Below are 13,667 nucleotides of genomic sequence, written 5' to 3'. Positions count from 1 at the left end.
TTAATTCTGACTGACAGATGGGTTATTCACTCTCCGCCATGCTGGGCTCCAACAAGGGAGTCAGCTATAAAACAGAGATTTTATCGGGACTGACCGTTGCGGTCGCTCTTGTACCGGAGGCGATCGCCTTCGCCATGATCGCAGGCTTCTCACCTCTCACCGGCCTTTATGCTGCCTTCGTGATGGGTCTTGTCACCTCCATCCTCGGGGGACGACCCGCCATGATCTCGGGTGCCACCGGTGCCATCGCAGTGATCTTTCTGGGATTGATCACTGAACTGAAAACGGCAACGCCGGGTATCGGCAGTGCGGAGATCATGCAATATGTCTTTGCAACCGTGGTGCTGGGGGGGCTTTTCCAGATTGCTGCCGGCCTGCTGAAACTGGGTAAGTTCATCCGCCTGGTGCCCCACCCGGTGATGTTCGGCTTCGTAAACGGGCTGGCCATCATCATCTTCCTCTCCCAGATGCCCACCTTCACCACTATCATCGAGAACAATGCAGCATTGCAATCGCTCTTCTCCGGAGGAGGTATCACCGGGGGTGATCTCTTTCGCAGCGGCATGCGGGAGCTGGCCACGATGGTGGGCCTGGTGCTGCTGACCATCCTGATCATATGGAAGCTGCCACGCTACACCACCGCGGTGCCCGCCTCACTGGTGGCCATTGTGGTGGTTTCTACACTGGTGATCTTCCTGGGGATCCCTACCACCACGGTGGCTGACACTCTGAACCCGGGGGAGACCATCCGGGGGAGCTTTCCGCCCTTCGGAATACCGCAGATCCCGTTTAACGGGGAGACATTGATGCTGATACTACCCTATGCAGCCATCCTGGCGGGGGTGGGACTGATTGAGAGTTTACTGACACTCAACCTGATCGACGAGGTGACCGAGACACGCGGCAATGGTAACAGGGAGTGCATCGCCCAGGGCACTGCAAACATAGCCTCCGGTTTTCTCTCCGGCATGGGTGGCTGTGCCATGATCGGACAGAGCCTGATCAACACCTCATCCGGTGCCCGCACCCGACTCTCCGGCATCTTTGCATCCCTGATGCTGCTGGTCTTTATCATGTTCGGCTCAGGCTTGATCGAGAAGCTTCCGATGGCGGGTCTCACCGGTGTGATGATCATGGTGGCCATCGGCACCTTCGAGTGGGCCAGCTTTCGCACCTTCCGCAAGATGCCGGTCTCAGATGTCTTCGTAATGTTACTGGTGACAGTGATCACCGTGGTGACTCACAACCTGGCGATGGCGGTGCTCACCGGCATCATCTTCTCGGCACTGGTCTTCTCCTGGGAGAATGCGAAGCGCATCCGTGCCAGGAAGAGGGTAGACGAGGAGGGCATCAAGCATTACGAGATTTACGGACCCCTCTTCTTCGGGTCGGTGAAAGCATTTGCAGAGAAATTTGATCCGCTGAACGACCCACAGGAGGTGATCATCGACTTCCGAGAGAGCCGCATCACCGACATGTCGGCCATAGAGGCGGTGAACAACGTGACGGAACGCTACCGCAAACAGGGTAAGCGGGTTCACCTGCGTCATCTCAGCGACGACTGCAAACTGCTGCTGCGCAACGCTGATGCAATCATTGATGTAAACGTGCTGGAAGACCCCACTTACAAGATCCCGGTGAACAATCCAAAGAAACTGATAAAATAACAGTACAAATGAAAGAGTGGGTAAAGCTATTAAAGAATCATCCGTTGCTGATGTCCTACGGGTTCTTCTTTAACTTTTTTTCATCCTTCGGGCAGACCTTTTTCATCTCCCTGCTCGTTCCCTTCTGGATCGTGGAGATAGGAATCACCAACAGTGAATTCGGCAGCATGTACGGACTGATCTCTGTCACCTCAGCCCTCACCCTTCCCCTCTTCGGCCGCTACATCGACCTAATGCCACTGCGCCGGTACAGCCTGATCATCTTCATCGGGTTGATTCTCTCCGTCGCCCTGCTTACCGCTGCCAACAGCTTTCTCCTGCTGCTGGGAGGCCTCTTCCTGGTAAGGCTCTTCGGCCAGGGACTGATGACACACACCGCCTCCACCGGCATTGCCAAGCTGTTTGACAGGGAGAGGGGCAAAGCGCTCGCCTTCACCTCCCTGGGGCATCCCGCCGCGCAGCTGATCCTGCCCTTCCTCTTCGCGTTGGTGAGTGCACTGGTCAGCTGGCGCCTCTCACTGATCCTGCTGGCACTGCTCGCGCTCTTCCTGATGCTGCCGATGATCATACGCATCACACCGGACAAGGAGAAGGCAGTCACTACTTCGCAAAATGGTTCCGGAAGGGAGGGCAAGAACCACTTCTTGCTTAGCCGCACCTTCTGGCAGATCGCTGCCAACATCTTCCTGATGCCCTTCCTCAGCACTGCCATCATGCTATACCAGTACACCATCGCGGAGCAGAAGGGATGGGATCCCTCCTGGGTGCTCTTCTCCTTCTCCTTCTTCGCCATCTTCAACGGTCTCTCCATCTTCTTCTCCGGCGACCTGATCGACCGCTACAGCGGCATCCGGCTCTTCCCATACTACCTCCTGCCAGCCCTGGCAGGATTCACCGCGATGACATTGTTCGACAACAAGTGGATCTTCCCGCTCTTCTACGGATTGCTGGGGATCTCGTCGGGATTGGGCAGCACCATAAAGACTGCAGTGCAGGCGGAGGTGTACGGCATCGCCCAGCTGGGCCAGGTGCGCAGCTATCTCTCCACCATCATGGTATTGGGTACCGCCGCCGGCCCCCCGGTACTGGGAACCCTGCTCGATACCAAATTCTCAATAAGCCATGTCATGCTCTCGGCAGCCCTGCTGACGGTGGTGGTCTTTTTGGTCAGCCTGCTGATGAAAGTGAATAGAACAACTTAACGCCATCCGAAGAGCAACGGAAAGAGGAAGGTTACAATCACTGTCCACAGGGCGTAAAGGGGCAGGTAACGGGCAAGGGTCAGCTCCACCCGCCGGATCTCCTTCCCCTTGAACAGTACCCTCCAGAGGTCGACCGTCATGAGAATCAGGTTGACCAGTACCAACAGGTTGGCACCCAGCACCGCTGTCCGGTTGGGAGTGAAGCCATACTCACCGAGGCGGTAGAGGATGGCCGACAAGGCGATCAGGTCGATGGCCATGGTGACGAGCGAAAGCAAGAAGAGAATCCACTCGCTGAACCGCTGCCGCTTACGGTGCGACATGCCTGTGACCGTGAAAACGATGATCGCTGTCACTCCCAATAACATCAGATTGAATATCAACAGGAACTCCCGGTCGGAATAGGGATCCTTCCCGGTCGCCACAACCGCAACGAGAAAAATCAGGAGCGTGAGCAGCACAAGGGGACTGAATATCGCGGCGATGACCGGCGCAATCCTGTTTGTCAGCGAGGGATAGCTCCTTATGATAAAGGTGGCCACGATGGGGGCTGCCACGAGACCGACCAGCGCGACGTTCTCCATGTAGAGATCCTCTATCCGCATGTCGATGGCGGAGAAGAGCCCGATGGTCAGCCCGGAAAGCAATGCCCCCGCGATCAGGATGAGCGCTGTCAGGATGGCCAGGTCACCATTGTAGCGGATGTAACCGACCCGCCGCGCAAGGTCTTTCCGGTCGAACCCGATAAAGAGCAACCCGTAGAAGGACCAGAGCATCAAGGGAAGATGGATGTAGGCTAACACTACCGTATCTCTATCCTTCGCTGGTGGCAGCAGATTGATATAGAGTGCCGAAAGTGCAAAAACGAAAAAAGAGACCACTCCCTGTAACCAGTTTCTCTTTTCCCCTGCAAGGTAGATGTAGAGCGACAGCCCGGCAAAGACGATGATTCCGATATGCTTCGCGTAAAAAGTCTCCTCGTCGGGATCAAAGCCTGCCAGCAGTGGTATTTTCACCAGCAGGGCTGCGAGCAGACAGCCCGCGAGCATTGGCAGCAGCTCTTTCCACTCTGCCTTACGACTTAAATCTGTTTCCATAATTATTGTCTGATAAAGGTGATGTTATGAAATTGGTATCACTCTCTGCCTGCACCTGGTTCAACTCCGGGTCAGGACTGCAAAAGATTTTCAATGGCATGAATGTGTTTCGTGAATGCCTTTTTACCCAGGGGAGTGGCACTGTAACGGGTCAGCGGCTTGCGATCCAGAAATGATTTAGAGAAGGTGATGTAGTTGCTCTTCTCCAGTGAGCGCAGGTGGCTGGCCAGGTTGCCGTCAGTGACACCAAGCAGCTCCTTCAGCGAGGTGAAATCGAGTTGCTCGTTCACCATCAGCGCTGACATGATACCCAGCCGGATCCTGTTCTCGAACGCCTTGTCCAGATCTTTCAGAAACTCCTTCACACCCCTCCCCTTTTGCGTTGAATCAACAGGCCATACACCATCTGAAAAAGGCCAAAGCCAAGCATCCAGATGTAAAGGCTCTGACCGATAAAAATGAGAGCCAGCAGCCCCAGCATAATCTCCGCCAAACCCAGGTAGCGGATGTGACTGAGGGTATAGTGACTTCCGTTCACCAACGCCAGCCCATAAAAGAGCAGCGTCATAGCCGGCAGGAAACCGACATATCCCATCCGGAGCAGAATCACACAGACGATGCCTCCGGTGATCAGCGGAATCAGCAGACTGACCAGCAGCCTTTCGGCCTGGGCATCCCACACGCGTTGGCTCTCCCTCCTGCTCTTGCGAAGGGTAAACCACAAGGCACTTACTACCGACAGCAGCAGGGTGCCGCATGCTATCAACACCAGAACCCGCAACTCTTCGTCATTGATCACCACCGCCTCCCCCAGGAGATAATTGCCGCGACTGAAAACCAACTGCCCTGCCAGCAATGCCCCTGCCAACGCTATAAGACCGGTCGACACCCCCGACAAACCACTCAGCGAGAGAAAGCGAGAGGAACGACTCATGATCTTCCGTATCTCACTCAAATCATTCAGGTATTTTTCTTTTTCCATTTGAAAGTACTTTGTTCCGCAAAGTAAAACATTACACTTTAAACATGCAAAATAATGAATTGTTTACAACACTCTTTTAATTTATATTAAGAGTATTCCTATTTTCAGATCGGCAAGAAATCGGAGGGTAAGAGATTGTCTCAAAAGAGAGGCAGTCTCTTTTTTTTTATGTAATATGCCTCATCCTGAAATTGCGATTCGCATGTTTTTGAAGGCTCTTCTTATATTCTAAGTTAATACCACCCTTATATCCACTCCCATAATTCTTGGAGTGGATATAAGGGTGCAATAAGGGTGCAATAAGGCTAGAGGCACCCAATACCCTGTCTCGGCCTTGTCTCGTCCTGAACAGGGTTACTCTAAAAAAACAATGTAAATACAAAAAAAGGTCATCTCATGCGATGATATAAGACAGCCTCAAAGAAGGTGGACACGCTGATTCTCCTCCAAATATAGGCAAAAGACAATCTGTTCATCCGTATAGATCAGGGTGATGGACAAGCAGGTGGAGAGTTTGAAAAGGGAAAGTAGATGGAGAAGATCTTGCGGTTGTGAGCAAAATCAGAATGGGTAGCCAATGGCGAAATGGAAGGCAAAGTCGCGTCCAAAGTTTGGTTTGAAGATGGTCCAGCGGGAACCCACCGGGAGTGCGGGGTTGTGGGCCTTCATGCCACCGTCCACACGAATGAGCAGGAAGTTGAGATCGAATCGTATTCCCAGGCCATAGGCTACGGCCAGCTCCTTGTAGAAATTGCTCCACTCAAAGAGGCCGCCCGGCTGTTCGCTATACTCTCGGATGGTCCAGATGTTGCCGGCATCTACGAACCCGGCTAGCTCGATCAATTTGGTGAGCTTGCGACGGTACTCCACGCTGAAGTCCAGCTTCACGTCTCCCACCCTTCGCCCGAAATCGGAAAGAGTGGAATCGTTGTTGTAGGATCCCGGCCCCAAGGTACGGGTGCTCCAGCCTCTCACGCTGTTGGCTCCTCCACCGAAGTAACGTTTCTCAAAGGGCAGGATGGTTGAGTTGCCGTATGGATAGGCAACACCGATAGCGGCATGGGCAGCAATCGTGCGCTGGTCATCAATGCGGTAGGTAGGAGCGAAATCAATATCCCCCTTGACGTACTCGGCATAGGGGATTTTGAAGAACTCGTAGAAGCCACGGCTGTTCTGCTCACCCCCACCCAATCCTGTGACGATGCGGGGCAGCCATCCGGCTACCTCCACTCCGGAGCGGATGCGGAAGGGTATCTTGGGCATGGCACGTCGGCCGATGCGATTGTAATTGGTATAGGTTAAATTATAAGCAGTGCGGACGATCAGTTGCTCATCATAACTGTAACGCAGAATCGGATTGGCCTCCTCACTCAGGTATAGTTCCTTGAAACGTTCCGACGACCAGGGCATTCGCACATAGGTGACGCCCATCGGTTCCAGCACATGCAACAGCTTCCACTCCATGGAAGACCACTGGAAACGGGTGGAAAGGTTGAAGAATTGCCGGAAGTACTCGGGACGTTTTTGAAAATTGGCACCTATGGCATATTCTGTAGAGGCAGAAGGCTGGTCCTGAAGTCGTTTCAACATCCAGGGGAGCAGCAGTTGCGGAATGGAAAGAAACACCTCTGCTCCATATTCATAGTAACTGTTGTCCAACAGGTCGAGACTATCAGTGGGACGGATAAACTCATAGGCAGCGTTGAGTCGCACCCTGAAAGTCTCCCCTCCCCTGAGAAAGTTGCGATGCTCGTAGGTGACATTGCTGGCCACCCCCAGATCGCCCGCCGAGTTGGTAGCATCGACCCCGAACTGCAGGTAGTGGAGGTTGCCCGGGAAGAGAGTGATGCGCGAATCGATCATGCTTGAGTCGTTCCGTTGCATTCGTTGCATATTTATTGCAGTCTGGTTCACCGGTCCCATGCCATTGAGGGAGGAGTAGGTACGTTCCACAATCCTGTCGGAGTAGAGCCTTCCGGGGCGGATGAAGGTGTTGTAGTAGACCGCCTTTGGCAGGAGGAAAGGTTCTTTTTCAGAGATGATCTGTAAACCCCTGTATAATATTGTGTCTAGTTGATTGTGACGGGTGGAGTCTTTCAACATATCCTCGTTCACACCGTTGATCACAGTTACTTCACCAATCGTGTACTGCTTATGACGAGTAGTGTCACTGGGATTGTTCAGTGCCATTGTTACATCCACCTGGTGATCGCCCACCGTGGTGTCCGCCATGAAGTATAAATCATCTTTCACAAAGTCGTAATAACCCCTGTTTCGCAAGATAGTTGTCAGGTTCTCCCTTCCATCCTCCAATACCCCCAGATCGAAGAGGTCACCCTCTTTGATAATCTCCGGTCTACGGCTGCTTTGCAGGATGTTATGGATGGTGGTATCGGCTGAGCGTATGGTGTCACGGAACGAGCGGATGCGGTGCGGTTCATTCCCTGTAACAAGGAAGGAGATATCCGCCTTCTTATCCTTCTTCACCACGGAAGTGTCTACTTCTGCATTGAGATATCCCTTGTTGTTGAGATGCAACCGGATCTGCTCGGCTGAGATTTCAGCAAGTTGCTCGTTGAAGAGCACAGGAGCTTCACCGTAACGAAGGAGCTGACGGTTGAGCCAGGTGGAGTCGTTGTCGGGGATGTTGTACATGTGCAGTTTGAACTTGCCAATCACCGGCATGGAGGAATTGGGGCGCTGACGCAGATAGGGTTTCAGTTCAGAGCCCCCTATACCGTTCACATCCGATTCAATCTTCACCTGGTTCAGGAGATAACTGCCTTCAGGCACCTTCTTCGTCACATTACATGCGACAAGCAACAGAGACATTATGACAATGACATATTTCCTCATAAGACGCTATTCTTTCTCTTCCTTCCTTCTGGTCACACGAAAATCGAACAGTTCACGGAACGAGCGGGCTTCCTTGGTCACCACCACCCCTACGCCCTGCGTGGTGGGTGTCCGCCGGTAGAAACGCTCGTTGGCACGGTTAAAAGCACGGATCATGAACCAGTTGTTGATGTCATACTCCAGTTCAAACTCGCCCATAAAAGCCTGCTGAGTGGCCAACATACTGTTGTCGCCATAGCTCAGGTTGGTGGTGATGCGCAAACGGTCATTGAGCAGACGGGTGGAGACATCAACCCCCATGCGCACATTGTCGAGTGTACCATCTACCGACTCCAGGTTGGTGCTGATGGACCAGTTATCGCTCAGCGCACTGGCAAAAAGTGCATCCAACCCCCTTGCGAGGGTGTTGGCAGCAAAACGGCTGAAGACAGAGGGACCGAAATTCATATCCGGTGATCCCTCGGAAGGGATGAAACTGCCGGTAGTGGCGAGGTAGGCGAACTGCAGGATCTTGGTCTCCTCAGTATTGATGAAACTGTTCACCCGTTGCTGTATGTCGTTCGAGCTCTCCGGCAACTCAATGTCGTATTGCAAGTCCATCGCCTCCAGGTCGCCCAGGATATGCAGCAGTGCATTCACCGGCACGCGGGTATTGGCCAGCTCGGTTGTGAAGGTGGGGCTGAGTGCTGCAAGGTCGGCTTTCACCGACAGGTACGCGGTGATGTTGAACTGTGTGTTGAGCGGGTTGCCCTCCATGGTGAGACGGCTCCCTTCACGGATGTTAAAATCGATTGTTCGCAGGTTCTGCAGGTTGTAATGAAACTTTCCGCTGTTGATCACATAATCACCATACAGTCGTACCGGTGGAGTAGACCGTGAATTGAAATCCACGTTTACCTCTCCCTCACCACTCACTTCAAGCGCGTTGCCCGTAGTTGGGTCGAGCACCACCGCAGCCTCGAGCATGGGGGTGAGGTTGACCGTGGCACGCATTACGATGGGAATGCCTGATTTGAGGCGCGACTGGGATTTCTCATTCTCACCATTGTTCTTTTTCAGGAAAGCAAGCGAGTCGTTCTCCTGTGGGGTGTTGATGTACACGATGCCGCTGTACTCAGTGGCACGAGCCGTCTGAGGCAATACTACCGTAACATTCGAACGGCTGGTACTGTAAAGATTCCCGCTACCGAATATCCCTGATGAGGAACCGCTTACGGTTAGATCACCAGAGAGACGCAGGTTGCCGTAGGCCATCATATCTGTACGGTTCTCATTGTTGAGCAACATGAAGTCGTTCATCCTGATGGAGGCATTGTAAGCCATCCCCCCGAAGTTGGCGTGCGACAGGTTTAGGTTAACCATGGCGCTGTTGTTGTTCTGGTCGCGGATCACCAGGTTGCGCAATCCCACGTTGTCAGGGTTGATATCGATGGTATCCGATATGGAGTAGGCAACGTTGGTAAAGGCCACCCTCATCTCACCCTTGTCGATACCCAGCCATCCCCGGGTGATTGGGGCCGAGGGCTTGCCGGTAATGGTGACTTCTGAATTAAGCGAACCTGACAGTTCACTGAATATGTTAGTGGTAAGTGGTTGAACAGCTTTCAGGTCAAACTCCTGAATATGGAGGTTGACATTCATCGGCAGGGGACTCTTCTCACCAAGGGGAACATAACCTTTGAGATCGAGCAGTTGTTTCTGTCCGTTGACGAGGTAAGCATTCAGGTCAAGACCGGAGTAAAGGTTGTCCCAGTTGGCTTCAATGGTGAAGGTACCGATGGTATCATTGTTGACGGTGATATTTTCAATCCGCAGGTCCTCGGTATGCACCATCGGGCTCTCCAGCATCTGCCGCACATAAATATCACCATTGATGGAACCGGCAAATTGTGATATGTTGAATGCTGCAAGGATGTTTGCCAGCTCAGTGTTGTTGAAGAAGACCCTTACATATTCGGCCTCATTTTTCGAAGCAACACCCTCGACACCCAGCAGCAACATGTTATCTTCCCTCAATCCGAAGTTATCGATGGTGATCCGATCCTTTCGATAGGTGATGGCTGCATCGTTTACATCCACCCTCTTACCATTGAACATAAGGCTGGTGGGGTGTATCCGGATATCGGAGGCAAGCTGATCGGCTTCATCACGCATGAAATCCATAGAGATCCATATCTCCCCCTCCGCGTTGGTTTTACCCTGTTCGAGATCGATAAAAATATGGTTATCAAGCTTGTTGCCTGCGGCATCGCTGTCAAGGCGGGCATTGATGAAACCGTTATCCTGCACCAGGTAGCTGTTCACATTCAGACCAATGCCGTTTGAGACGTTCGTCCGCAAGTCCAGACGAGTCTCACGGATATCACTGTTGCCCATCATCAGTCGCGGCAGATAGCCCTCAATCAGCAATGGCTCATCAGCCGCCATATTTACCGTGCCCTTCAATGTGGCATGCTCTACGTTATAAGCCGGTAAGCCAAAGGCAAAGGAGAGATCTTCGGTGTTCTTTATCAGCAGGTCCAACTGGAAATTGTTATTCCGTGTCACGGATTGATCCTGTGCAGTAATCAGGGAGGGAAGATGAGGTTGCAGCACCTGCATCAGCTCACGTCCGATGCTGGAGAAATAGTAATCGCCACTCATCTCAGCCTCCAGGAAGGAGGAATAAATCTGCAGCTTCTTCCCCTCACCACTGTCGCCCAAAGCCTGTAGGTAGATGGGACCGGGGTTATAGATGAAATTGCTGTCACTCAATGATGTGTTGTCGATCACCAGTGTACCTACCATCTCGTCGATCGTGCGACCTGTAAACTCACCGTCGAGGGTAAGACTCACTCTCGGATCTTTCCAATGATCCATCATGAGAAAAGGACGCAGGTCAAGCTGATCGACGCTTCCTTCCACGTCGAAACGCAATTCCTCACCAAAGGTGATGTCACCCATTAAATCCAGCGTGTTGCGTTCACCCTCGCGCCTGATCTGTGCCGTGACATTGTCACCGCTGTAGCTGCCTGCAAAATTGACCCCGGTATAATGATACCCCTTATAATAAGCCGATTCAAGGGTGCCATTGGCATCCACGGTAACCAGTGACGGCTCAATCGTCAGCTTCACTTCTGACGAAAGGGATGCATCCCCCAGGCCGGTCTTCTCACCAAGGATATTTGCCAGACGAATCTCATCAGCCCGCACCGGCCCCTCGAAGGTCATCAGCTTGAAACCGTTGCGGATTGCCCCCCTGCCGTTCATGCTCACCTCACCCTGTTCGGTTAAGACGGAACCCTCATAACGGAAACTGTTCAACCGGCCATCGGCCTTCAAGCGGAGATCCATGTCTCCTAGCGCCAACAGCTGCTGTGGCGATGCAAAACCGGGAGGCCCTATACGGATAAAAGACTCAAGGTCCTCCTGCGACACAGAGAGATCGCTAATCAACAGTTGAAGGTCGCTCCGTTCAAAATTACGGTAATCTTCAATCTTACCGGTGAAGTTGATGTGGGTATCCGCTCCGTAACGGAAAAGGAACTCATCAACGGTTGCCTCCGGGAGTTCGCCCTCGGCTTTCAGGTCAAAAGAGATTGGTTTGTGGAGATGTAACAATCTGGAAGAGAAGATAGCAATATCCCTTGGGTCACTCTTTTCACTCTGGGCTTTCACGGCAAACGCCTGGCTCTTCCGGTCGAAGGAGGCATCAGACACCTCGAGCTCAGTATTGTTGAGATGGAGCTGCAGTCCATCACTCTCAATCCTGGTACCCTTTCCCACAACGGAGGCCTTGAGGTTGTAAAGAGTTAATCCGGCATTCACCTCTGTGAATACCATCAATGCGACCTCTGCCTGCATTTTTTCTATGCTTTCAAAATCCGCATTACCCCTGAAATTGAAGTGGTGCAGGTCGATGTGGTTCGCATTGAACTGTCCCGGGGTAGTGGGAGCCGAATCCACATGGTAATGGAGCGATGCCTCCTTGATCAAAAGCTCCTCAGCCGTAATGCGCCACTTGCTCTTTTCAACTTTCACAGTATCTTTTTCGGAGGCGAATGCATCGATAAGGAACTGAAAGTTAAATGGTTCGTTGGGAGACGGACGATGCACGTTTGCCACCAGATTCTCCAGTCCAGCTTTCTGTACGTAGACCCTTTTTTTCAGCAGCTCCAGTGCATGAATGCGCACAGCTATCCTGTCGGCATAGAGCAATGTATCCTGTTGCTGATCCTCCAGGTATAGGCCGTTCAGTTCTACCGTGTTGAACAGTTTGATACGGATCCCCTCAAGTGATGCCTCCGTTCCGATCATCGGTTTCAGCTTGCCGATGGCGATGCCCGCAGCCTTCTTCTGGAGAGCAGGAACACTCAATGCGATGTAGAGTATGATATTAACCAATATAACACTTACAACGATGATCGCGAGTATGCGGGCTGTTTTCTTTACCAATGTGATGGAACCAATTGAGGGTTCAGGACTTGATTTGTTTCTGTTGCAATGATACGAAAAAATGGCTAATAGCACTTTGTTTCAGTGCTATTTTTTAACCTAAATAGAGTCTTCTTTCATTTTTTTCCATAACAGGGAGCTGTCGCCGTAACTGAGGAAGCGATACCCCTCCTGCAAGGCATAGTCGTAGATCTTCTTCCAATCATCCCCCACGAAAGCGGCAATCAACAAAAGCAAGGTGCTCTGTGGTTGGTGAAAGTTGGTGATAAGTGCGTCAGGGAAGTGAAAGCGGTAACCCGGTGCAATGATGATCTGGGTGTTGGCCATCAGGCGCTGCTCCCCGGTTCGGTCAAGATAGCCGAGAATGTTTTGCAGTGCAGCGGATGGTGTTATTGTTGTCTCTTCCTCATAAGGTTCCCATTGCATCACGTTCAATTGATCAGGTTGCAGATCTGGGTGATCCTGCAACTTCCGGCCAATATAATAGAGGCTCTCCACCGTACGCAGAGAGGTTGTACCCACCACCACCAGCGTGCCCTGATGGTGCAACAACTTCTTGATGGTTTCCCGCTCCACTGAGATAAACTCTGTATGCATCTCATGATTGGCAATTGTCTCGCTCTTCACCGGTCGGAAGGTGCCTGCACCCACATGGAGAGTAACCTCAGTAGTCTCAATCCCTCTGGTGTGAAGTCGCTCCATCACCTGTGGGGTGAAATGTAGTCCGGCCGTAGGTGCCGCAACAGAGCCTTCAATGCGAGAATAAACGGTTTGATATGTTACCTCATCCTTCTCTTCGGTAGGCCTGTTCAGATAGGGAGGAATAGGCAACCTACCCGCCGCTTCCAGCAGTTCGGAGAAGGTGAATCGATCATCATCCCAGCTAAAACGAATCTCACTCTCTGTTCCGCTGCGTGAACACCTTTCAGCCTGAAGCGTCACCACCCCTTTATCAGTTGGCACCTTCATCTCAAGAGGATCCTCCTTCCACCTTCTGGCATTTCCGGTCATGCACTGCCAGGCACAGGATTTACGCTGCTGAAAGTTGATCGCATAATCGGCCGGCAGGGAGGGTGTGAGACAGAAAATCTCAATGCGGGCTCCACCCGGCTTATAAAACAACAGTCGGGCATGGATGACCCGGGTATTGTTGAATAACAACAGACTGCCTTTAGGAAGCCTGTCGGGAAGTTCGACAAATGCGTTGGAACTGATCTCTCCCTCCTCATACAGCAACAGCCGGGAGGCATCCCGTTGAGGAAGCGGATACCTGGCGATTTTATCTTCGGGAAGTTCGTAATGGAAACGGGATATGGGCAGATGGACAATCTCCTCTTTTTTCATTTTTTATTAACGCAAAAAGGATTTTTCTTTTTTATTAATTCATTTATTCTGCAAATTTAGTCATCTTTGTAACAGCTAACAAACA

8 protein-coding genes are annotated in these 13,667 nt (G+C 52.0%); 2 read left to right on the top strand and 6 right to left on the bottom strand.

Annotated elements, in window-relative coordinates; all coding sequences use genetic code 11:
• Positions 1 to 38: 38 nt before the first annotated feature.
• The gene (locus JS578_11475) at positions 39 to 1,667 is read left to right on the top strand and encodes a SulP family inorganic anion transporter (protein ID QRX65007.1); all 1,629 of its coding nucleotides are present in this window, start codon (positions 39 to 41) and stop codon (positions 1,665 to 1,667) included.
• An 8-nt stretch (positions 1,668 to 1,675) separates the two neighbouring features.
• The gene (locus JS578_11470) at positions 1,676 to 2,869 is read left to right on the top strand and encodes an MFS transporter (GenBank protein QRX63465.1); all 1,194 of its coding nucleotides are present in this window, start codon (positions 1,676 to 1,678) and stop codon (positions 2,867 to 2,869) included.
• On the opposite strand, the gene JS578_11465 is transcribed toward JS578_11470, so the two are convergent.
• The 6 genes from JS578_11465 to JS578_11440 all read right to left on the bottom strand — a co-directional run bounded on the left by JS578_11465 (position 2,866) and on the right by JS578_11440 (position 13,582).
• Positions 2,866 to 3,966 carry a hypothetical protein gene (locus tag JS578_11465; GenBank protein QRX63464.1) on the bottom strand — a complete coding sequence of 367 codons (1,101 nt, stop codon included), beginning with the start codon at positions 3,964 to 3,966 and terminating at the stop codon, positions 2,866 to 2,868. The genes JS578_11470 and JS578_11465 overlap by 4 nt on opposite strands.
• Positions 3,967 to 4,037: 71 nt before the next feature.
• On the bottom strand, positions 4,038 to 4,331 hold the full coding sequence (locus JS578_11460; protein QRX63463.1) for a transcriptional regulator: 294 nt from the start codon (positions 4,329 to 4,331) through the stop codon (positions 4,038 to 4,040).
• Entirely contained in the window at positions 4,328 to 4,948 is a 621-nt protein-coding gene (locus JS578_11455; protein QRX63462.1) for a hypothetical protein, read from the bottom strand. Before JS578_11455 ends, JS578_11460 begins: the two co-directional genes overlap by 4 nt.
• 561 nt (positions 4,949 to 5,509) lie before the next feature.
• Positions 5,510 to 7,804 carry a BamA/TamA family outer membrane protein gene (locus JS578_11450; protein QRX63461.1) on the bottom strand — a complete coding sequence of 765 codons (2,295 nt, stop codon included), beginning with the start codon at positions 7,802 to 7,804 and terminating at the stop codon, positions 5,510 to 5,512.
• Positions 7,805 to 7,810: 6 nt separating this feature from the next.
• A complete protein-coding gene (locus tag JS578_11445; protein QRX63460.1) occupies positions 7,811 to 12,187 on the bottom strand; it encodes a translocation/assembly module TamB domain-containing protein in 4,377 nt (1,458 codons plus the stop codon).
• Between the two features lie 150 nt (positions 12,188 to 12,337).
• Positions 12,338 to 13,582, bottom strand: coding sequence for an S-adenosylmethionine:tRNA ribosyltransferase-isomerase (locus JS578_11440; GenBank protein QRX63459.1), 1,245 nt, complete (start codon positions 13,580 to 13,582; stop codon positions 12,338 to 12,340).
• Positions 13,583 to 13,667: the final 85 nt, after the last annotated feature.

The sequence above is a fragment of the Dysgonomonadaceae bacterium zrk40 genome (genome assembly GCA_016916535.1).
Classification (GTDB): domain Bacteria; phylum Bacteroidota; class Bacteroidia; order Bacteroidales; family Dysgonomonadaceae; genus Proteiniphilum.
The sequence above is the reverse complement of the archived record's forward strand: the minus strand, read 5'-3'. Positions and strand labels throughout refer to the sequence as shown.

Coding starts and splice junctions, on each gene's coding strand:
- JS578_11450 (QRX63461.1), bottom strand. CDS start 7,804: ATGAGGAAATATGTCATTGTCATAATGTCTCTGTTGCTTGTCGCATGT.
- JS578_11470 (QRX63465.1), top strand. CDS start 1,676: ATGAAAGAGTGGGTAAAGCTATTAAAGAATCATCCGTTGCTGATGTCC.
- JS578_11455 (QRX63462.1), bottom strand. CDS start 4,948: ATGGAAAAAGAAAAATACCTGAATGATTTGAGTGAGATACGGAAGATC.
- JS578_11465 (QRX63464.1), bottom strand. CDS start 3,966: ATGGAAACAGATTTAAGTCGTAAGGCAGAGTGGAAAGAGCTGCTGCCA.
- JS578_11440 (QRX63459.1), bottom strand. CDS start 13,582: ATGAAAAAAGAGGAGATTGTCCATCTGCCCATATCCCGTTTCCATTAC.
- JS578_11475 (QRX65007.1), top strand. CDS start 39: ATGCTGGGCTCCAACAAGGGAGTCAGCTATAAAACAGAGATTTTATCG.